Here is a 19,911-nt window from a genome sequence, read left to right on the forward strand (position 1 = left end):
CCTCGGGATCCTCCCCGAGACCGCCGAAGCCCTCGAAGCCGTCGGCATCACCACTCCCTTCCCGATCCAGGAGCTGACGCTCCCCGTGGCCCTGTCGGGCACGGACGTGATCGGCCAGGCCAAGACCGGCACCGGCAAGACGCTGGGCTTCGGCCTTCCGCTCCTCGAGCGCGTCACCGTCCCCGCCGACGTGGAGGCGGGCCGCGCGGCGCCCGAGTCCCTGACCGACTCCCCGCAGGCCCTCGTCGTCGTCCCGACGCGCGAGCTGTGCCAGCAGGTCACCAACGACCTCCTGACCGCCGGCAAGGTGCGCAACGTCCGCGTCACCGCGATCTACGGCGGCCGGGCCTACGAGCCGCAGGTGGAAGCCCTGAAGAAGGGCGTCGACGTGATCGTCGGCACCCCGGGCCGCCTGCTGGACCTCGCCGGCCAGAAGAAGCTGAGCCTCAAGCACGTCAAGTGCCTGGTCCTGGACGAGGCCGACGAGATGCTCGACCTGGGCTTCCTGCCCGACGTCGAGAAGATCATCAACATGCTGCCGGCCCGGCGCCAGACCATGCTCTTCTCGGCGACCATGCCCGGCGCGGTCATCGGACTCGCCCGCCGCTACATGTCGCAGCCCACGCACATCCGCGCCACCTCGCCGGACGACGCTGGTGCGACGGTCGCGAACACGAAGCAGTTCATCTACCGCGCGCACAACATGGACAAGCCCGAGATGGTGGCGCGCATACTGCAGGCCGACGGCCGTGGCCTGGTCATGGTCTTCTGCCGCACCAAGCGCACGGCGGCCGATCTGGCCGACCAGCTCAAGCAGCGCGGCTTCGCCTCCGGCGCCGTCCACGGCGACCTCGGCCAGGGCGCCCGCGAGCAGGCCCTGCGCGCCTTCCGCAACGGCAAGGTGGACGTGCTCGTCTGCACCGACGTCGCCGCCCGCGGCATCGACGTCGAGGGCGTCACGCACGTCATCAACTACCAGTCGCCGGAAGAGGAGAAGACGTACCTGCACCGCATCGGCCGCACCGGCCGCGCGGGCGCGAAGGGTACGGCGATCACGCTGGTCGACTGGGACGACATCCCGCGCTGGCAGCTGATCAACAAGGCGCTGGACCTGGGCTTCAACGACCCGCCGGAGACGTACTCCACCTCCCCCCACCTGTACACCGACCTCGGCATCCCCGAGGGCACCAAGGGTGTCCTGCCGCGCTCCGCGCGCACCCGCGCCGGGCTCGACGCGGAGGAGCTGGAGGACCTGGGCGAGACGGGCGGCCGCGGTGGCCGCGGTCGCGGTGACCGCGGTGGCCGGGGCGGGCGCGACGACTCGCGTTCCAGTGACCGCGAGCGCGACCGTTCGTCCCGTACGCCGCGCCGCCGCCGTCGGATGCGCGGCGGTGCGCCGGTGGACGCGGAGGCCGCCGCGAGCCCCGCGACCGCCGAGGCCGTGACCGGCGGTGCGGACAGCGCCGCCGACGCGGGCACCGACGCCGCCAAGGGTCCCCGCACGCTGCGCCGCCGGCGCCGTACGCGCGGCGGCGAGCCGTCGCGCCACCCCGAGTCGGCCACGACGACCGACGTTCCCGCGCCGCAGTCCGCCGAGGACAGCGCGCCGGCGCCTGCCGAGGCCGCGGTCGACGTGGTGACGGAGGCCGCCGAGGCCGTGGAGGCCCCGGCGAAGCCGCGCCGCCGCCGCACCCGCAAGTCCGCGGAGGCTCCGGCCGGCACCGAGTCGACGGCCGTGGAAACCCAGGCCGTCGTGGAGGTCCCGGCGGTTGCCGAGGCATCGGTGGCCGTCGAGGCCCCGGCTGCCGAGGCTCCCGCCGCGAAGCCGCGCCGCCGCACCCGCAAGGCCACGACCGCCGAGGCGACGGTCGACACGGCCGAGGGAGCGACCGAGCCCGCGACCGAGTCGGCGGAGACCAAGCCGAAGACCCGCCGCACCCGCAAGGCCGCCGAGCCCGCCGCACCGGCTTCGGAGACGCAGGCCGAGGCCACGGCCGAGGCCGAGGCGAAGCCGCGCCGCACCCGGAAGACCGCCGCCGCCAAGACGGCCGCGGTCAAGGCCGAAACGGCCGCCGAGGCCGCCGCCGACACCGCCGAGGGCACGGAGGCCAAGCCGAAGACCCGCCGCACCCGCAAGGCCACCGAGGCCACCGAGGCCGCGGTCGACGTCGCGGCCCAGGCTCCGGAAGCGGTCGAGGCCAAGCCGCGCCGCACCCGGAAGACGGCCGCCGCCAAGGCCGACGCCGCCGCGGAAGCCGTCGCCGAGGGCGCGGAGGCCAAGCCCAAGGCCCGCCGCACCCGGAAGACCGCCGCCACCGAGGCCGCCGCACCGGCTCCGGAGGCCGGGACCGAGGCCGAGGCCAAGCCGCGTCGCACGCGCAAGACGGCCGCCGCCAAGGCCGAAGCCGCCGCGGAAGGCGCCGCCGACACCGCCGAGGGCGCGGAGGCCAAGCCCAAGGCCCGCCGTACCCGGAAGACCGCCGCCACCGAGGCCGCCGCCGAGATTCCGGCGCAGGCCTCGCAGGAGCCGGAGGCCGCACCGCGGCGCCGGACCCGTAAGGCCGCGGCCGCCGTCGAGGCGCCCGCCGAGGCCGCCGACACGGCGGAGGCGAAGCCGAAGGCCCGCCGCACCCGCAAGGCGGCCACGGCCGCCACGCAGTCGGCGGAGGCCGGCGAGAGCTGATCCACGCCGCTTGTCCCGCACCGTCGGCCCGGTCCCGCGATCCACGCGGGGCCGGGCCGACGGCGTCGTCGCGCCGCACCCGTGCCTCCGTCCGGCGGTCTCCGCCCGATAACCTCTGCCCGTGAGCAGGAACGCCGCCTTCAGCCCGCCCCCGGACGCCCGCGCGTACCGGCTGCGCACCGCGCGCGGCGAGTTCGCCGTCGTCGACTCGCCGGTGGCCGACGGAGTCGCGCCGAAGGGCGTGGTCGTGATGCTGCCCGGGTTCACGGGGAGCAAGGAGGACTTCACGCTGCTGCACCGGCCGCTGGGTGCGCGCGGGTACCGCACGGTCGCCGTGGACGGACGGGGGCAGTACGAGTCGGCCGGACCCGAGCACGACGAGGCCGCGTACGCCCGGCCCGAGCTGGCCCGGGACGTGCTGGCGCAGGTCGCCGCCCTTGGGACGCGCGTGCATCTCGTCGGGCACTCGCTGGGCGGTCAGATCGCACGGGCCGCCGTCCTGCTCGACCACGCGCCGTTCCTGTCCCTCACGCTGATGTCCTCGGGCCCGGCGCGGATCTCCGAGTCCCAGCGTCAGCGGGTGAAGCTGCTGCGCGACGCGCTGGCCACGATGACGATGGCCGAGGTCTGGGACGTGATGCAGGCCATGGGGCCGCCGGAGGAGGCGGGCGCCCCGGCCCCCGCCCACGGCCCGGAGGATCCGGTACGGCTGCGCGACCGCTGGCTGGGCACCAGGCCGGCGCAACTGCTCGCCACGGGGCACCAGTTGTGCACGGAGCCGGACCGGGTCGCCGAGCTCGCCGCCGTGCCGCTGCCGTTCCACGTGCTGTCGGGCGCCTACGACGACACCTGGCCCGTGCCGCTCCTGGACGAGATGGCCGTACGACTGGACGCGCGCCGGACGGTCGTCGCGGGGGCCGAGCACTCCCCCAACACCGACCAGCCCCTGCCGACCGCCCGCGCCCTCGCCGACTTCTGGGACGACCACCCCGCGCCGGACCGGCCGCACGCCCCCTGAGACACGTCCCCCGGGGCCCGGCTGCCGCACGCCCCCTGAGACGCGTCCCCGGGGCCCGGCCGGTCATGGGCCATGCCCGCCCCGCCCCGCGCCACCCCGCGACGACTGGCAGGCGCTAGTACTGCGCCCGCAGGTGCTCCCAGAAGCCGTCCCTCAGTGCCCGTCGCAGGTCGGCCTGGCCGCGCAGCGAGTACTGGAGCAGCCCCTCGGCCTCCACCAGCAGGTCCTGATCCACCGAGCCGGGGAGGTAGGGGTGGCCGGGGAGCAGCTCCAGCAGCGCGTCGCGGCCCCGCGCCGCCAGCCACTTCGCCGCGATCTGCGCGCCCACGAAGCGGACGTCCTCGCGGGCGGGGCGCAGCGCGACCGTCCCCTCGACGGAGTGGGTCGTGTGCCGGGAGACGTACGGCTTGAAGAAGTCGAGGTCGAGGGTGCGCTGGCTGTCGACCTCCCAGAGCAGCGGGTCGGCCTGGTTGCGCCCCTCGGGGGCCTCGATGCCCCACAGGTGGACGCGGGCGCCGTACCCCTGGGCGGCCTCGACCGCCGACACCAGGTCCTCGTCGCCGCCGAGCAGGGCCGCGTCACTGATCGCGCGGTGCCGGGCGAGGGACTCCAGGTCCGAGCGGATGAGGGAGTCGACGCCCTTCTGCTGGTTGTTCGCGTTCAGGTTGCCCAGGCGGACCTTGACGTCCGGCAGCTCGGCGATCGACTGCTGCTCGGCGGTGTGGATGCGGCGCCGGGCGCCGTCGTACCAGTACACGCGCAGCAGACGGCTGTCCGCGAAGACGCTGCGGGCCTTGTCGATGAGCGCCTCGATCAGGGCCTCGGCGTCCAGGTCGAAGGCCCTGCGGTCCTCGGTCCCGGCCACCAGCCGCCCCGCCGCCGCGTACAGGTAGCCGGCGTCCACGAAGATCGCGTGGGTCGAGGGAGTCTTCGCCACCTCGGCGAGCATGCGCTGGAGCAGCTCGTTCGTGCGATCGATGCGAGCGTGGAGGGGCGCGAGGTCGTCGTTCATCGCTTCCCATTGTCCCGGCCGTCACGCTACGAACACAACCGGTCCCGGTCAGTCTTGTATCAGACACCTATCGACCCGAACCACTCCCTCCCTCGCCCATCGCCCCGTAACAAGCGACTTACTTGTCAGTAATTAGTCGTGCGAAAAATTTCCTTAGCGTAGGGAATGTTTGCAGAGGGCATCCCGTTGACCACTACGGAAGCCCGGGCACCGACGACCCAGGAACCACACCAGTAGTTCTCCGCAGGAGGATGACCAGATCAAGGGAGAGGCCATGCGCTTTGAAGTCATGCGACTCGACGACGTCGACGGGACCCCCGTGGACACGACTGTCGTGGACGCCGCCTCCGTGAACCGCATCGTTCAGCAGGCCGCCGCCATCGGGCAGCGCCTGTGGATCCGCCCCGCCGACACCTCGGCCTTGTAGCGCGGACCCTTCACACATGCGCAGGGCCCCCGTACGGAACGACACCGTGCGGGGGCCCTGCGGTCGTTTCACGCGCCCTGGATCACCTGCGTGACGCCGTTGATGATCTGCTGCACGGCGATCGCGGAGAGCATCATGCCGGCCAGGCGGGTCACCAGGACCACGCCGCCGTCCTTGATGACCCGGATGATCAGCAGCGAGTAGCGCATCACCAGCCACAGCACCACGTGGATCGCGAGGATCGCCGCCCACACCGAGACCTGCGTGGTCGCGCTGTCCGCCTTCTGCACGGCCAGGATGACCGACACGATCGCACCGGGCCCGGCCAGCAGCGGCATGCCCAGCGGTACGAGGGCGACGTTGACGTCCTTGGTCTGCTTCGGCTCGTCCGTCTTGCCGGTGAGCAGGTCGAGGGCGATCAGCAGGAGCAGCAGTCCGCCCGCGATCATCAGGGCGGGCACGGAGACGTGCAGGTAGTCGAGGATCTGGTGCCCGAGCAGACCGAACACCGTGATCACACCACCGGCGACGCAGACGGCCTGGAAGGCCATCCGGCGCTGAACCTTGGCGGGACGGCCCGCGGTCAGCGCGAGGAAGATCGGGGTGATCCCGGGGGGATCCATGATGACAAAAAGGGTCAGGAAGAGAGAGCCGAAGACGGCGACGTCGAACATGGGTGTGCTACTGGCCTTGCGGAGGAGGGGAAAGAGGGGAAGGAGGCCCGGGGGAAGGGCGACACAGGCGCGCGGGAGTGGGACTCAGGCCCCGCCGGCCCCCGGCACGGGGAACGCCCCGAACGCCCGGCGCGTGATCTCCCCGTACACCTCGGGGTCGGTCGTGTACTCGCCGAGCACACAGGTCTTCCGGCTGCCGTGGTAGTCGCTCGAACCGGTCACCAGGAGCCCCAGCTCCTTCGCCGTCCCGCGCAGCCTGGTCCGCGTGTCCGCGTCGTGGTCCATGTGGTCGACCTCGATGCCGTCGAGCCCGGCGGCCGCCAGGTCGGCGATCGCGGCCTCGGACACCGTCCGGCCCCGCTTGACGGCGGCCGGGTGCGCGAAGACGGCAACCCCGCCCGCGCCCTTGATCAGCCGGATCGCCTCGAAGGGGTCGGTCTCGTGCTTCTCCACGTGGGCCCGGCCGCCGTCGGCCAGCCAGTCCTGGGTGAAGGCGTCGTTCACGGTCGGTACAACGCCCAGTTCCACGAGGGCGGAGGCCACGTGCGGGCGGCCGACCGAGCCTCCCCCGGCGATCCTGGCGACCTGCTCCCAGGTGACCGGCACGCCCAGCTCGTTGAGCTTGGCGACCATGGCCCGGGCCCGGGGCACCCGGTCGTCCCGGACCAGCTCGCGCTCGGCGAGCAGGGCGGGCTCCTCGGGGTCGAAGAGGTAGGCCAGCATGTGCATGCTGACGCCGTCGAGGCGGCAGGAGAGCTCGGCGCCGGTGACGAGGGTGAGCCCCTCGGGCAGCGCGGCGACCGCCTCGGCGTGGCCCCGGGTGGTGTCGTGGTCGGTCAGCGCGACGACGTCGAGGCCGGTCGCGGCGGCCTTGCGCACCAGCTGGGCCGGGGTGTCCGTGCCGTCGGACGCGGTGGAGTGGGTGTGCAGATCGATGCGCACGACGCTGACTCCAAGCGGTGACGGGACGGAAGGGGACGCTCAAGGATAACCGGAACTCGACCCCCCACCGTCACACCCGCAGGGCCCCTGCGCCCCCTACGCACCCTGCTCGCCCCCGCCCGCCCGCACTCCCACCGCCCTCACGGAAGCGCTACGGCACCACGGAAGCGCCCGCAGCACCACCGCAGCCCCAGGGCACCGCGGCAGCGCTACGGCACGACGGCAGCCCTACGGCAGACGGCAGCGCTACGGCACGACGGAAGCCCTACGGCACGACGGAAGGCCTACCGCACCGCGGCAGCGCTACGGCACCGTCGGCTCGATCAGCCGTGGCGACAACGCCCCGCACGGCACCAGGTCCACCTCGGCGCCCGCGTCCCGCAGGTCGGTCAGCACCAGCTCCTCGTACATCAGCAGCCCCGACCGCTCGGGCCACACGACGGCCCACAGCCACATCCCGAGGGCCTCCCCGGCGAAGACGGCGCGGTCGACGGGACCGCCGGAGACGTGCCACAGGGGGGTGGGCCGGCCCGCGGCCAGGACCTTGGCCTGGGGCGGCTTCTCCACCTCCATGTACGGGCCGGGGTCCGGGGCGTCCAGGCCCGCGTACCGCGCGCCGAGGCCGACGCCGAGTTCCTCGGCGACCAGGATCAGCTCACCGATGCCGCCCAGCGGGCCGGGTCCGGAACAGGCCACGGCGGTCGCCCTGCCCCCGCTGCGGTCGTCGCCCGCACAGGCCACGCCGGTGAACAGCCAGCCGACCGGCAGCGGCCAGGGCATCCAGACCGGGACCTGAGTGCGGTGCACCACGACGCCGAGCGCCTCGACGCTGGGCGGGAGTACGGGCTGGACCGGGTGCACCGTGCCGTGCAGGTCGCACTGCCAGGAATCGGCGAAGAGGCCGGGAGCCCTGACCCGGCCACCACACTTCGGGCAACTGGGTTCGCCCCTCATAGAGCCCCACGGTCCTACCCTCGTCCGCCCACGTCAAGGACGATCACCCGTCCGCAGAACTAGGTGCATGTTGCATTAATTAGCTCAGCTAACTTACTATGTGTATACGCCAACCATTTTGGCACCCATCTCGTCGGTATTGGAGAGCAAGCAATGGATCCCTTCGACGCGGGTGCGGGCGGCATCCTGCGGCAGCCCAAGGCCGTGTGGGCGACCGCGGGAGCGTCGGTCGTGGCCTTCATGGGCATCGGCCTCGTGGACCCGATCCTCCCGTCCATCGCCAAGGGCCTGGACGCGAGCGCCGGGCAGGTCTCGCTCCTGTTCACCTCGTACTTCCTCATCACGGCCCTGGCCATGCTGGTCACCGGCTTCGTCTCCAGCCGCATCGGCGGCCGCAAGACCCTGCTGCTGGGCCTCGCCTTCGTCGTGGTCTTCGCGGGCCTCGCCGGCACCTCCGACACCGTCGGCCAGCTCGTCGGCTACCGGGCCGGCTGGGGACTGGGCAACGCCCTGTTCGTCTCGACCGCCCTGGCGGTGATCGTCGGCGCGGCGGCCGGCGGCAGCGCCGCCGCGATCCTGCTCTACGAGTCCGCCCTCGGCCTCGGCATGGCCTGCGGTCCGCTGCTCGGAGCGCTGCTCGGCGACGCCAGCTGGCGCTACCCGTTCTTCGGCACGGCCTTCCTGATGGCGATCGGCTTCCTGTGCATCTCGGTGTTCCTGAAGGAGCAGCCGAAGCCGGCCCGCAAGACCTCGCTGCTCGACCCGATCCGGGCCCTGGGCCACGGCGGCCTCGCCTCCGCGGCGGTCTCGGCGTTCTTCTACAACTACACGTTCTTCACCGTGCTGGCCTTCACCCCCTTCGTGCTGAACATGACGCCGTACAAGTCCGGTGCCGTGTTCTTCGCCTGGGGTGTGCTGCTCGCCGTCTTCTCGGTGCTGGTGGCGCCGCGCATGCAGAAGCGCTTCGGTTCGCTCAAGGTGCTCGGCGGCTCGCTGGTGCTGCTCGCGGCCGACGTGCTCGTCCTCGGATACGGCAACCACACCGCGGCCGTCGTCTGCACGATCCTGTCCGGCGCCTTCATCGGCGTGAACAACACCGTCTACACCGAGCTGGCCCTCGGGGTCTCGGACGCGCCGCGTCCGGTGGCGAGCGCCGGCTACAACTTCGTGCGCTGGTTCGCCGCGGCCGCCGCGCCCTACTTCGCGCCGAAGATCGAGGAGTGGACCGACGTCCACATCCCGTTCGTGGTGGCGGCGGTGACTGCCGTGCTGGGCGCGGTCGTGGTGGTCGTACGGCGCCGCGCGCTCACCCACGAGGCGGAGGAGCTGGAGCCGGTGCACGCCACCGAGGACTCGGTCGCGGTCTTCGCCGACTGACCGTCTTCTCCAACTCACGAGACGGAACCCGTGAGTTGCGTCACCCGGCCGGATCAGTCCAGGGGAACGGACCTGCGCGACGGATCGCGCAGGTCCGTTCCGTGGTTCAGCCAGCGCTCCTGGAGGGCCGGCGCGCCGTGCACGCGCTTCCAGGCGGCCTCGTTCGGCGTCATCGGCAGCAGCGGCAGGAACCGCACGGGGTCGAGCGGGGCGTCCAGCTCCAGGTCCTCGACCAGGCCACCCGGCTCGGCGACCAGGACCGAGGTGAACGGGGCCCCGGGCCACAGCGGCTCACCGACGTCCAGCGAGGCGCCCGGCGCCACGATCACGCCCTCGACCTGCGGGGACGCGGCCAGTACGGCGAGCGGGCGCAGCACCTTGTCGGTGTCGGCCACCCCGGCCCGCACGGAGAGCACCAGCTCGGCGCGGGGGCCCTTGACCGGGTCGGCGAGCACCGCCGTGGGGTCCGCCATGGGCTGGGCCGACATGCCGAGGGTGGCGTAGCGGACGACGTCGCCCTCCTGGCCGACGGCGGGGAAGCGCAGCACCTCGATGCGGTCGGTGCCGAGGAAGGTGACCGCCGCGCGCGCGTCCGGCTCGCCCAGCGCGCTGTGCAACCGGGCCTCGACCAGAGGAAGAACATCAGCCATGCGGCGAGCATAGAACTCGTCGCAAAGAGGCAAAGCGGCGCCTTGACACGTCGGGCGACTGATACTCTGGGCCAGCGGTTCGGGGCAGCACGCAGCGCGTCGCGATCAAGTCCCCGACGCTGTGGAATCTCCCCTACGGGGAACCCCTCTAAACAAGGGGAATGGATCGTCCCTCACGAGGGACCGGCCGGAGGAGGTGGGGCTGGCATGGACCGAAGTCGACCGTGCAGTACCACCCGCTCTTCCGGCCGCTGACGCAGCCTCGCCGGTTTTCTTCCCGTCGCCGCCTTTCGTACGCGCGCCCTCAGACGGAAGAGCACTTCGTCTCGTTTTGCCTGACCCGGCCGTCGGTCCGCCGTCGGTCCGGATCAGCCGCTGAATCAGCAGCGAAGCCGGCCACCGCGACGGTGCGGTGCCCCCCGCTTTGTGGACGCGCCGAACACGCGTGGTCAGGACGTCCTCATTCCGGGCGGTTCCAACCGTCACCGGCCTCCTTCGCTGCCCACCGCGAAGGAGCCTGCCATGTCGATGATCCGTGACCTGCGCGCCGCGGTCCGCCCGTCCCGCGTCTCCCTGCGCAAGGACGGCGGCGTCTACGACACCACCCGTGACCCGGCGACCGCCTCCGCCGTCGTCGACTGCGCCGTCTACCGCGACGGCACCCGCGTCGAGACCGACGTGCCGCTGACCCCGCACACGGCGATGCGCCAGGTGCGCCGCGACGGGGGCTTCGTGTGGATCGGCCTGCACGAGCCCACCGAGGCCGAGTTCGCCGGCATCGCCCGGGAGTTCGGGCTGCACCCGCTGGCCGTGGAGGACGCCGTCCAGGCCCACCAGCGGCCCAAGCTGGAGCGCTACGACGACTCCCTGTTCACGGTCTTCAAGACCGTCCACTACGTCGACCACGACCAGCTCACCGCCAACAGCGAGGTCGTCGAGACCGGCGAGGTCATGTGCTTCACCGGCCGGGACTTCTTCATCACCGTCCGGCACGGCGGCCAGGGCTCGCTGCGCGCCCTGCGGTGCCGGCTCCAGGAGGACCCCGAGCTGCTGCTCAAGGGCCCCTCGGCGGTGCTGCACGCCATCGCCGACCACGTCGTCGACGGCTACATCGCGGTCGCCGACGCGGTGCAGGACGACATCGACGAGGTCGAGACCGAGGTGTTCTCGCCGGGCCGCAAGGGCACCCCGCGCGGCACGGACGCCGGCCGGATCTACCAACTCAAGCGCGAGGTGCTGGAGTTCAAGCGGGCGGTGGCGCCGCTGCTACGCCCCATGCAGCTGCTCAGCGAGCGGCCGATGCGACTGGTCGACCCGGAGATCCAGAAGTACTTCCGGGACGTCGCCGACCACGTGGCACGGGTCCAGGAGCAGGTCATCGGCTTCGACGAACTGCTGAACTCCATCCTCCAGGCCAACCTCGCCCAGGCGTCCGTCGCGCAGAACGAGGACATGCGCAAGATCACCTCCTGGGCCGCGATCATCGCCGTGCCGACGATGGTGTGCGGGGTCTACGGCATGAACTTCGACTACATGCCGGAGACCCACTGGAAGTTCGGCTACCCGCTGGTCCTGTCGATCACGGTCGGCATCTGTCTCGGCATCCACCGCACGCTCAAGCGCAACGGCTGGCTCTGAGCCCGGCCGCGGGCCGCGAGCCCCTGGATAGGCTGACCGCATGACAAGCGAGCTGCTCGAGAAGGCCCTCGTCGAGGAGGCCACGAAGAAGTCCGGCCTCATCTGGGTCAAGGGCCCCGGGGTGCCCGCACGGGCGCTGTGGCACGTCTGGCACGAGGGCGCGGCCTGCGTCGTCGGCGACGGGCCGGGCGAGCAGCCGCTGCCGGGGCTCGCCGACGGGGCCGCGGCCGAGGTGACCGTGCGCAGCAAGGACAAGGGCGGCCGGCTGGTCTCCTGGGCCGCGCGCGTCGTCGAGCTGCCGTCCGGTTCCGAGGCGTGGCAGGCGGCGGTCGGCGACCTCAAGGGCAAGCGGCTGAACGCCCCGGACGGCGAGGCGATGACCGATCGTTGGGCCCGCGAGTGCCGGGTGCTGCGCCTGGAGCCGACCGGGTCCACGGCGCCGCTGCCCGACGCGTCGCTGGCCGAGGCACCGCTGCCGAGCCCGGCGACGACCCGGTTGCCGGTGCCGGCGGGGCTGCCGCGGCTGCTGCTCAAGCGCCGCAAGCGGCGCTGACGGCACCCGGGTCCCTCAGCAGGAGGGGTCCCTCGGCACCAGGATCCCCTCAGGAGGACGGCAGCTGCTTGCCGTAGTCCAGGGTGTCGTCCTTCGCCGGCTGCTCCAGCGCGAAGTCCTGGTTCCAGTCCGAGAAGCCGATCGTGCCCGCGCTGCCCGCCCGCACCAGCCGCAGCGGGTAGGGCTTGCCCTCCAGCGACACGTCCAGCGAGCCGCCCGCGCCGTCGTCGCCAGTGATCCGGATGGTGCGCACGCCCGCCTGCTCGTGGCGGCCGTCCGTCTTCACCGTGCCGTGCAGGGTCAGCAGACCGTCGAGGAGGACGTCCTTGTCCGTGAAGCCGCTGAACTTCTTGTACACGGGGTCGCTCTGCGGCACCTTCACGTACTTGCCGGCCAGCTTGTCGGCCGCCTTGGCGTCGCCGTCGTCGTGGCTCCAGAACTTGGCGTCGGCCTTGAGGAAGAGCTGCTCGCCGACGCGCAGCAGTCCGAACGTCGTCCCCTCGGCGGCGACCGACCCGGTGCCGCCGTCGGCCTTCAGCCGCATGTCCAGGGTGTACCTGCTGCCGCCGGCGTCCACGGTGCCGTGCAGCCGTACGGTCTCGGCGGCCTCGGCGGCCGTGGTGGCCTTCGCGTGGATCTTGTCCGCCGGGAGCTTCCCGAGGCCGTTGGTGCCCGCGTCGGGATCCTCGCTGCCGCATCCCGTCAGTCCGGCTCCCGTCACGGCCAGGGCGCACACCGCGCCCAGCCAGGCAGCCCTGCGGATTCGGCGCCGGGGAGTCACAGACACAGGTGGAACTGCCTTTCTGACAGGGCTGACACGAGTCCGACGGGCATCGGCGGCGAGCCGACGGAACCTGGGCCGCAGCGTACCGGGGCCGTGCGGGGCGAACGGAGCCAGTCCGTCCGGACCGGCCGCCAGGGCGTGGCCGATCGGGACGGGCTAGCCTGAAGCGCGTCCGAGCGGGCAATTCGGAAAAGAGACACCGTACGAATCAGCTTTCACGCACTCCCGCTCGACTTCGCGAAGCGTGAGGAAAGGAGCCGCGGCCATGGCAGCGGGCGCCCCCCGGATCTTCGTCTCCCACCTCTCCGGCATCGCCGTCTTCGACCCGGCCGGTGACCAGGTGGGACGCGTGCGCGATCTGGTCGTCATGCTCCGCGTCGGCCGCAAACCCCCGCGCGTCCTCGGGCTGGTCGTCGAACTCACCACCCGCCGCCGGATCTTCCTCCCCATGACCCGGGTCACCGGCATCGAGTCCGGCCAGGTCATCACCACCGGCGTCCTCAACGTCCGGCGTTTCGAACAGCGCCCCACCGAGCGCCTCGTCTTCGGTGAGCTGCTCGACCGGCGGGTCACGCTCACCGAGACGGGTGAGGAGGTCACGGTGCTGGACCTGTCGGTGCAGCAGCTGCCCGCCCGCCGGGACTGGGAGATCGACAAGGTCTTCGTCCGCAAGGGCAGGAAGGGCGGTGCCTTCCGGCGCAACAAGGGCGAGACCCTCACCGTGGAGTGGTCCGGTGTCACCGGCTTCTCCGTCGAGGAGCAGGGGCAGGGCGCCGAGAACCTGCTGGCCACCTTCGAGCAGCTGCGCCCCGCCGACCTCGCCAACGTCCTGCACCACCTGTCCGCCAAGCGCCGCGCCGAGGTCGCCGCCGCCCTCGACGACGACCGACTGGCCGACGTGCTGGAGGAACTGCCGGAGGACGACCAGATCGAGATCCTCGGCAAGCTCAAGGAGGAGCGCGCCGCGGACGTCCTGGAGGCGATGGACCCGGACGACGCCGCCGACCTCCTCGGCGAGCTGCCCGAGGCGGACAAGGAACGGCTGCTGAGCCTGATGCAGCCCGACGACGCGGCCGACATGCGGCGCCTGATGGCGTACGAGGAGCACACGGCCGGCGGTCTGATGACGACCGAGCCGATCGTGCTGCGGCCCGACGCGACCGTCGCCGACGCCCTGGCCCGCATCCGCAACCCCGACCTGTCCCCGGCGCACGCCGCCCAGGTCTACGTCTGCCGCCCGCCCGAGGAGACCCCGACCGGCAAGTACCTCGGCACGGTCCACTTCCAGCGCCTGCTGCGGGACCCCCCGTACACGCTGGTCGGCTCGATCCTCGACGACGACCTGCAACCCCTGGAGCCGGACGCCGCGCTGCCCGTGGTCGCCGGGTTCTTCGCGGCGTACGACATGGTCGCGGCGCCCGTGGTCGACGACTCGGGGGCGCTACTGGGCGCGGTCACCGTGGACGACGTACTGGACCACATGCTGCCCGACGACTGGCGGGAGACCGAGTACCACCTGGACGACTCGGCCGGGGCGACGGGGGAGGTGGGCGCCGGTGGTGCCTGAGCGCGAGACGACGACCCGGGAGCGCGCCGCGTCGGGGGCGACGGCGTCCTCAAGGGCCCGGACCCGCCTCGACCAGCCCCGCCCGCCGCGCCGCAGGCTGCTGCCCGAGTGGGACCCGGAGTCCTTCGGCCGGCTGTCGGAGCGCGTCGCGCGCTTCCTGGGCACCGGGCGGTTCATCGTCTGGATGACGGTCGTCATCATCCTGTGGGTGGTGTGGAACGTTTCCGCGCCGAGTGGGCTGCGCTTCGACGAGTACCCGTTCATCTTCCTGACGCTGATGCTGTCGTTGCAGGCCTCCTACGCGGCCCCGCTGATCCTGCTCGCGCAGAACCGGCAGGACGACCGGGACCGGGTCAATCTGGAGCAGGACCGCAAGCAGAACGAGCGGTCGATCGCCGACACCGAGTACCTGACCCGGGAGATCGCCGCCCTGCGCATCGGGCTCGGTGAGGTCGCCACGCGGGACTGGATCCGCTCGGAGCTCCAGGACCTGGTCAAGGACCTGGAGGAGCGGCAGAACGGCCACCACCCGGAACGCGGGGTATTCCCGGCAGAACGGTCCGCGGGGCGTGACGTACACGACCGCTGACGGGGCTTTCCGCGCCCGGTGGGCGGCGCCGTACCATCGTGTCTATGGCTACGGAAGACGCGGTGCGCGAAGCACTGGCGACGGTGAACGACCCCGAGATCAACCGGCCCATCACCGAGCTGGGGATGGTCAAGTCGGTGGAGATCGGCGCGGACGGAGCGGTCGCGGTCGCCGTGTACCTGACGGTCTCCGGCTGTCCCATGCGGGACACCATCACGCAGCGCGTGAGCGACGCGGTGTCGCGGGTCGAGGGCGTCACCCGCGTCGACGTCGAGCTGGACGTGATGAGCGACGAGCAGCGCAAGGAGCTGGCCACCGCCCTGCGCGGCGGTCAGACCGAGCGCGAGGTGCCCTTCGCCAAGCCCGGCAGCCTGACCCGGGTGTACGCGGTGGCGTCCGGCAAGGGCGGCGTCGGCAAGTCCTCGGTGACGGTGAACCTGGCGGCCTCGATGGCGGCCGACGGCCTGAAGGTCGGTGTCGTGGACGCCGACATCTACGGCCACTCCGTGCCGCGCATGCTGGGCGCCGACGGGCGTCCCACCCAGGTCGAGAACATGATCATGCCGCCTTCGGCCAACGGCGTGAAGGTCATCTCGATCGGCATGTTCACCCCGGGCAACGCGCCGGTGGTCTGGCGCGGCCCGATGCTGCACCGCGCGCTCCAGCAGTTCCTGGCGGACGTGTACTGGGGCGACCTGGACGTCCTGCTGCTCGACCTGCCGCCCGGCACCGGCGACATCGCGATCTCGGTGGCGCAGCTCGTGCCGAACGCCGAGATCCTGGTCGTGACGACGCCTCAGCAGGCCGCCGCCGAGGTGGCGGAGCGGGCCGGTGCCATCGCGGTGCAGACCCACCAGAAGATCGTCGGCGTCGTGGAGAACATGTCGGGGCTGCCCTGCCCGCACTGCGGCGAGATGGTCGACGTCTTCGGCACCGGCGGCGGTCAGACGGTCGCCGACGGCCTGACCCGCACGACCGGTGCGTCGGTGCCGGTCCTCGGCGCCATCCCGATCGACGTCCGGCTGCGCGAGGGCGGCGACGAGGGCAAGCCCGTCGTCCTGTCCGACCCGGACTCCCCGGCGGGCGCGGCCCTGCGCTCGATCGCGGGCAAGCTCGGCGGCCGTCAGCGGGGCCTGTCAGGGCTGTCGCTGGGGATCACGCCGAAGAACAAGTTCTGACCTTCCGTACGCGAGACGGGAACGGGGCGCTGTCCGCCGGGACGGCGCCCCTCGTCGTACGTACGGCTGCGGGGCGGGCCCCGGTCAGGCGTACGCGGCGATGTCCTTGACGACGGCGAAGGCCAGCCCGTAGGCGCTCATGCCCCGCCCGTACGCGCCGAGGTGGACGCCCTGGTCGGTGGAGCCGGCCAGTACCCAGCCGAACTCGGACTCCCGGTAGTGGAAGGGCGTCGGCACGCCGTCCACCGGGAGGGAGAGCGTCGTCCAGTCCTCGCCGTCGAGGTCGTCCGCGAGGACCCACGCGGTCTCGGTCTGCTGCTCCAGCCAGTCGTCGCGCAGCGAGTGGTCCATCTGGCCGGGCCAGGTGAACGACAGCAGCCCCACGCCGGCCAGCCACGCCGCCGTGGACACCGAGGTGGCCTCCAGCAGGCCGGTGCCGTCGGCGCTGCGCCGGTCGGGGTTGGCCGCCACGGTCACGACGACCGCGAACTTCTCCTTGGCGTCCTGCTCGTCGCCCGCCACGTGCTCGTTGCGCACCGACGGCTCGTCGCCGTGCCCGATCGAACCGTGCTCCACCGCCCCGTCGGCCGCCGTACCGATCTGCATCAGCCGGCGCGGTCCCGTGAAGGCCTCGTCGAGGCCGTACCACGGGAAGGGCGCACGCAGGTAGCCGTCGACCGTCTGCCGGCCCGCGGGGGACTGTGGTCCGCCCTCCGCGGCCGGCGTCTGCGCGACTGCCCGACTCGTCGTCTCCATGTGCCCGGACGCCTCCTCGCTCTCGTCGGACCGTGCCCGCCCCCCTTCGGGCGTACTCGTCCGGTCCGCACAACAACTCGGGCAGCATAGCCACACCACTGGCGGCAGCCGGGGAATCGCCCGGCGCGTAGGCCGCGCGGGCGTCGCCTTCAGGGCCTGTGCGCCCCGTCCGGAGTATGAGACACGTCACGTTCGCGGTGTGCGGGCCGGACGCGGAGGCCGGCTGCGCGGACGGCGGGACGTGGAGGGGTGGATCAGGTGGCGTCCGCGTCGAAGGGCGGGCGGTCGTCCACGGCGGGCTTCTCGAGCTTCGCGGGGGACTCGGGCTTCTTCGACATGTCGATACGGCCGCTGCCGGAACCGGAGGAGCCGGAGGACGACGAGCCGGAGGACGAGGCCTCCGTGTCACGGCTGTGGACCGCGTCCGCGACCTCGGCCATCTCCTTCTTCAGGTCGAAGCCGTTGCGGATCTCCTTGAGCCCCAGCTCGTCGTTGTCCAGCTGCTTGCGGATGAACGTCTTGGGGTTCAGGTCCTCGAACTCGAAGTCCTTGAACTCGGGGCCCAGCTCCTGGCGGATGTCCTGCTTGGCGCTGTCCGAGAACTCCCGGATCTTCCGGATGGTGCGCGTCACGTCCTGGATGACCTTGGGGAGCTTGTCCGGACCGAAGACGAGCACGGCGAGGACGACGAGCGTCACCAGCTCTAGTGCGCCTATGTCATTGAACACCTGAAGCTCCTTGGAATGTCCGGGCCGCCACCACGGTACCCGCCGACCCCGTCCGACCGGTACCGTCCCGTGGGCCCCGAGCGGGTGTACGTGACCGCTTTCCGAATTGTTTGCCTTCCTGGCGCCTTGTCGGGACCTGTGCGACGGTCAGTCGCCGTCGGCGGAGCCGAGCACCAGTGAGACCTTCGTCTCCTCGCCGTCGCGCTCCAGGGTCAGTTCCAGGCGGTCGCCCGGGCGGTGGGCACGGGTCTTGACGATGAGTTCCTCGCCGGAGTGCACGCGCTGTCCGTCGACCGCGGTGATGACGTCCCCCGGCTTGATGCCGGCCTTGGCGCCGGGACCGCCCGGGGTGACGGCCGCTCCCCCTTCGCTGCCCTTGGCGCCGACGCGGGCGCCGTCACCGGCGTAGCCCATGTCGAGGGTGATGCCGATGACCGGGTGGGTGGCCTTGCCGGTGTTGATCAGTTCCTCGGCGACGCGCTTGCCCTGGTTGATGGGGATGGCGAAGCCGAGGCCTATGGAACCGGCCTGGCCGCCGTCCGACTCGGCGCTGCCGCTGTCGGCGGAGCGGATGGCGGAGTTGATGCCGATGGCCCGGCCCCGGCCGTCCAGGAGGGGGCCGCCGGAGTTGCCGGGGTTGATGGGCGCGTCGGTCTGCAGTGCGTCGACGTAGGAGACGTCGCTGCCGTCGCCCTCCTCGCCGCCGGCGGTGATGGGCCGTTCCTTCGCGCTGATGATGCCGGAGGTGACCGTGCCGGCCAGGTCGAAGGGGGCGCCGATGGCGACGACGGGGTCGCCGACCCGTACGTTGTCGGAGTTGCCGAGGGGCATCGGGGTGAGGCCGCTGACGCCCTTGACCTTCACCACGGCGAGGTCGTACCCGCTGTCCCGGCCGACGACCGTGGCCTCGGCGGTGTCGCCGCTGTTGAAGGTCACGGTTATCTCGCCGCCGGAGCCGGCGGGCTCCACGACGTGGTTGTTGGTGAGGATGTGGCCGCGGTCGTCCAGGACGAACCCGGTGCCGGTGCCGGCCGCCTCGCTGCCGCTCACGTGCAGGGTCACCACGCTGGGCAGGGCCCGCGCGGCGATGCCCGCGACGCTGTCCGGAGCCCGCTCCGCCGCCTCGGGCGCGGCCTGGGGCAGCTCGACCGTGCCCATGCCGCCGTTGCGTTCCAGGTAGGCGCCCACGGCGCCGCCGAGGCCGCCGGAGATCAGGGCGATGAGCAGCGCCCCGCCGACCAGCGTCCTCGCCTCCCGCCGGCCTTGCCGCTTCGGCGCCCGGTCGGCCGCTTCGTGGTGCCGGGCCGCGGCGGCGGCCCAGGGGTCGTAACGCCCCCACGGGTCGGCGCCGGGTTCGGCCCCGGGCGCCGCGGTCGCCTGCCCCGGCCAGGGGTCGGCCACCGGCGCCGGGTCCGGGGGCGTCGGGGTGGCGGGCGTGGTGTTGGGCGGCGTCGCGGTGGACGGGGCTCCGGCGTGGGACGCCGTGTCGTACGCCGGAGCAGGCGCCGCCGGGTGCCCCGAGTGGGACACGGGCGGCGGGGTCTCCGCGAACGCCGGGTCGGGCACCGCGCCCGGCGGCGGAGACGGCGCGGGTGCGGGCGCGGCCGACGGGGGTACGGCCGGTACCGGTGCGGCCGGCGCGGGTACGGCCGGTGTGTGCGGGGCAGCGGTGTGCGGGGCCGCCGTGACCGTGCCGTGCGCCGGTGTGGCCGCCGGGTGCTGGACCGGCGGAGCGGGGGCCCAGGGGCCCGGCTCACCGTACGGCGGGGTGCTGTACGGGTCGGGTTCGTGCAGCGGCTTGGGACGCTCGGCGGCCGGCGCGGGGCCGCTCTCCGGGGATGCCTGCGAGCCCGTGTCCACCGCGGGTCCGGCATCAGGGTCCTGCTGCCGGGCCCGAGCGGCGTGTGCGGGCGGCTGCGCGTCGGCGTCCGTCTGCCGGTGCCCGCCGGCGTCCACCGACTGATCGGCGACGGGGCCGCCCGGCCGATGCGGGTCCGCCTCCGCAGCCGTGCCGGTGCCGGCATCGTGGTCGCGGTGAGCGCGCTGACGCGGCGGGGCGTCCACCGGTTCGTTCCGGTCGGGCCGGGGCCGGTCCAGCTCGTAGTCCCCCGCGTCGGTCGCGCGGGGCGGCATCGGGCGTTCCAGCTCGAAGTCGCCGGCCTCGGCGTCCCGGTCGTCGGGGGCCGCCCCCGCGGCCGTTCCCTCGGGGCCGGCCGGGCGGGGGCGTTCCAGTTCGAAGTCGCCGTCGGGTGCGTCCTCGGACGCGCGGGGACGACTCCACCACTTCGCCTTCGTGGGCTTCCCCTCGTTCATGTTCTCCCCCGCAGCTGGCCGCAGATCGTCGGCTCCAAGGGCTCTGGCGCCACCCCGGATTCAATCAG

The 19,911-nt window shown here is 72.6% G+C and carries 18 protein-coding genes; 9 read left to right on the forward strand and 9 right to left on the reverse strand.

The genetic code is table 11. The features are described 5' to 3' along the window. Positions 1-73: 73 nt before the first annotated feature. Together D1J63_RS12570 and D1J63_RS12575 are read left to right on the forward strand one after the other, a co-directional pair. Positions 74-2,683: a DEAD/DEAH box helicase gene (locus D1J63_RS12570; protein ID WP_125635420.1), complete on the forward strand. Its 2,610-nt coding sequence runs from the start codon at positions 74-76 to the stop codon at positions 2,681-2,683. Between the two features lie 121 nt (positions 2,684-2,804). Further along, on the forward strand, positions 2,805-3,701 hold the full coding sequence (locus D1J63_RS12575; RefSeq protein ID WP_125628950.1) for an alpha/beta hydrolase: 897 nt from the start codon (positions 2,805-2,807) through the stop codon (positions 3,699-3,701). Between the two features lie 115 nt (positions 3,702-3,816). On the opposite strand, the gene D1J63_RS12580 is transcribed toward D1J63_RS12575, so the two are convergent. Next, entirely contained in the window at positions 3,817-4,713 is an 897-nt protein-coding gene (locus D1J63_RS12580) for an NYN domain-containing protein (protein WP_125628951.1), read from the reverse strand. A gap of 274 nt (positions 4,714-4,987) precedes the next feature. Here D1J63_RS12580 and D1J63_RS12585 point away from each other — a divergent pair, with 274 nt between their 5' ends. Continuing rightward, positions 4,988-5,140 carry a hypothetical protein gene (locus D1J63_RS12585; RefSeq protein WP_007444413.1) on the forward strand — a complete coding sequence of 51 codons (153 nt, stop codon included), beginning with the start codon at positions 4,988-4,990 and terminating at the stop codon, positions 5,138-5,140. A gap of 68 nt (positions 5,141-5,208) precedes the next feature. Here D1J63_RS12585 and D1J63_RS12590 read toward each other — a convergent pair whose 3' ends face one another. The 3 genes from D1J63_RS12590 to D1J63_RS12600 all read right to left on the reverse strand — a co-directional run bounded on the left by D1J63_RS12590 (position 5,209) and on the right by D1J63_RS12600 (position 7,710). After that, positions 5,209-5,814: a MarC family protein gene (locus D1J63_RS12590; RefSeq protein WP_125628952.1), complete on the reverse strand. Its 606-nt coding sequence runs from the start codon at positions 5,812-5,814 to the stop codon at positions 5,209-5,211. Between the two features lie 84 nt (positions 5,815-5,898). Then, on the reverse strand, positions 5,899-6,756 hold the full coding sequence (locus D1J63_RS12595) for a PHP domain-containing protein (RefSeq protein WP_102931375.1): 858 nt from the start codon (positions 6,754-6,756) through the stop codon (positions 5,899-5,901). A gap of 303 nt (positions 6,757-7,059) precedes the next feature. Then, positions 7,060-7,710: a DUF6758 family protein gene (locus D1J63_RS12600; protein WP_102931374.1), complete on the reverse strand. Its 651-nt coding sequence runs from the start codon at positions 7,708-7,710 to the stop codon at positions 7,060-7,062. Positions 7,711-7,863: 153 nt separating this feature from the next. On the opposite strand from D1J63_RS12600, the gene D1J63_RS12605 reads away from it, so the two are divergent. Continuing rightward, positions 7,864-9,087: an MFS transporter gene (locus D1J63_RS12605; RefSeq protein ID WP_125628953.1), complete on the forward strand. Its 1,224-nt coding sequence runs from the start codon at positions 7,864-7,866 to the stop codon at positions 9,085-9,087. 53 nt (positions 9,088-9,140) lie between these two features. On the opposite strand, the gene D1J63_RS12610 is transcribed toward D1J63_RS12605, so the two are convergent. Then, the gene (locus D1J63_RS12610) at positions 9,141-9,737 is read right to left on the reverse strand and encodes a suppressor of fused domain protein (protein ID WP_125628954.1); all 597 of its coding nucleotides are present in this window, start codon (positions 9,735-9,737) and stop codon (positions 9,141-9,143) included. A gap of 522 nt (positions 9,738-10,259) precedes the next feature. On the opposite strand from D1J63_RS12610, the gene D1J63_RS12615 reads away from it, so the two are divergent. Continuing rightward, complete coding sequence (locus D1J63_RS12615) at positions 10,260-11,375, forward strand: magnesium and cobalt transport protein CorA (protein ID WP_102931371.1); 1,116 nt, start codon at positions 10,260-10,262, stop codon at positions 11,373-11,375. A gap of 40 nt (positions 11,376-11,415) precedes the next feature. Further along, positions 11,416-11,928 (forward strand): hypothetical protein, encoded by a 513-nt coding sequence (locus tag D1J63_RS12620; RefSeq protein WP_125628955.1) that lies wholly within the window; start codon positions 11,416-11,418, stop codon positions 11,926-11,928. A 49-nt stretch (positions 11,929-11,977) separates the two neighbouring features. On the opposite strand, the gene D1J63_RS12625 is transcribed toward D1J63_RS12620, so the two are convergent. Beyond that, positions 11,978-12,715 carry a hypothetical protein gene (locus D1J63_RS12625; protein ID WP_164712820.1) on the reverse strand — a complete coding sequence of 246 codons (738 nt, stop codon included), beginning with the start codon at positions 12,713-12,715 and terminating at the stop codon, positions 11,978-11,980. Between the two features lie 262 nt (positions 12,716-12,977). On the opposite strand from D1J63_RS12625, the gene D1J63_RS12630 reads away from it, so the two are divergent. Genes D1J63_RS12630 through D1J63_RS12640 form a run of 3 tightly spaced genes read left to right on the forward strand, consistent with a single transcriptional unit; the run spans position 12,978 to position 16,046 of the window. Then, positions 12,978-14,279: a CBS domain-containing protein gene (locus D1J63_RS12630; protein WP_102931368.1), complete on the forward strand. Its 1,302-nt coding sequence runs from the start codon at positions 12,978-12,980 to the stop codon at positions 14,277-14,279. After that, positions 14,269-14,868: a DUF1003 domain-containing protein gene (locus D1J63_RS12635; RefSeq protein WP_164712821.1), complete on the forward strand. Its 600-nt coding sequence runs from the start codon at positions 14,269-14,271 to the stop codon at positions 14,866-14,868. The genes D1J63_RS12630 and D1J63_RS12635 overlap by 11 nt, the downstream gene beginning before the upstream one ends. 44 nt (positions 14,869-14,912) lie before the next feature. Beyond that, entirely contained in the window at positions 14,913-16,046 is a 1,134-nt protein-coding gene (locus D1J63_RS12640) for an Mrp/NBP35 family ATP-binding protein (protein ID WP_102931367.1), read from the forward strand. 84 nt (positions 16,047-16,130) lie between these two features. Here the strand turns inward: D1J63_RS12640 and D1J63_RS12645 are convergent, their stop codons facing one another. From D1J63_RS12645 to D1J63_RS12655, 3 genes are all read right to left on the reverse strand, one after another. Continuing rightward, positions 16,131-16,802: a hypothetical protein gene (locus D1J63_RS12645; protein WP_102931366.1), complete on the reverse strand. Its 672-nt coding sequence runs from the start codon at positions 16,800-16,802 to the stop codon at positions 16,131-16,133. A 254-nt stretch (positions 16,803-17,056) separates the two neighbouring features. Then, positions 17,057-17,530, reverse strand: coding sequence for a sec-independent translocase (locus tag D1J63_RS12650; protein WP_125628957.1), 474 nt, complete (start codon positions 17,528-17,530; stop codon positions 17,057-17,059). A gap of 147 nt (positions 17,531-17,677) precedes the next feature. Continuing rightward, complete coding sequence (locus tag D1J63_RS12655; protein WP_206436767.1) at positions 17,678-19,843, reverse strand: trypsin-like peptidase domain-containing protein; 2,166 nt, start codon at positions 19,841-19,843, stop codon at positions 17,678-17,680. Positions 19,844-19,911 lie beyond the last annotated feature (68 nt).

Origin of the sequence: Streptomyces sp. KPB2 (assembly GCF_003950055.1) — a bacterium.
Classification (GTDB): domain Bacteria; phylum Actinomycetota; class Actinomycetes; order Streptomycetales; family Streptomycetaceae; genus Streptomyces; species Streptomyces salinarius.

Coding starts and splice junctions, on each gene's coding strand:
- D1J63_RS12645 (WP_102931366.1), bottom strand. CDS start 16,802: ATGGAGACGACGAGTCGGGCAGTCGCGCAGACGCCGGCCGCGGAGGGC.
- D1J63_RS12655 (WP_206436767.1), bottom strand. CDS start 19,843: ATGAACGAGGGGAAGCCCACGAAGGCGAAGTGGTGGAGTCGTCCCCGC.
- D1J63_RS12615 (WP_102931371.1), top strand. CDS start 10,260: ATGTCGATGATCCGTGACCTGCGCGCCGCGGTCCGCCCGTCCCGCGTC.
- D1J63_RS12600 (WP_102931374.1), bottom strand. CDS start 7,710: ATGAGGGGCGAACCCAGTTGCCCGAAGTGTGGTGGCCGGGTCAGGGCT.
- D1J63_RS12610 (WP_125628954.1), bottom strand. CDS start 9,737: ATGGCTGATGTTCTTCCTCTGGTCGAGGCCCGGTTGCACAGCGCGCTG.
- D1J63_RS12590 (WP_125628952.1), bottom strand. CDS start 5,814: ATGTTCGACGTCGCCGTCTTCGGCTCTCTCTTCCTGACCCTTTTTGTC.
- D1J63_RS12630 (WP_102931368.1), top strand. CDS start 12,978: ATGGCAGCGGGCGCCCCCCGGATCTTCGTCTCCCACCTCTCCGGCATC.
- D1J63_RS12620 (WP_125628955.1), top strand. CDS start 11,416: ATGACAAGCGAGCTGCTCGAGAAGGCCCTCGTCGAGGAGGCCACGAAG.
- D1J63_RS12585 (WP_007444413.1), top strand. CDS start 4,988: ATGCGCTTTGAAGTCATGCGACTCGACGACGTCGACGGGACCCCCGTG.
- D1J63_RS12605 (WP_125628953.1), top strand. CDS start 7,864: ATGGATCCCTTCGACGCGGGTGCGGGCGGCATCCTGCGGCAGCCCAAG.
- D1J63_RS12580 (WP_125628951.1), bottom strand. CDS start 4,713: ATGAACGACGACCTCGCGCCCCTCCACGCTCGCATCGATCGCACGAAC.
- D1J63_RS12640 (WP_102931367.1), top strand. CDS start 14,913: ATGGCTACGGAAGACGCGGTGCGCGAAGCACTGGCGACGGTGAACGAC.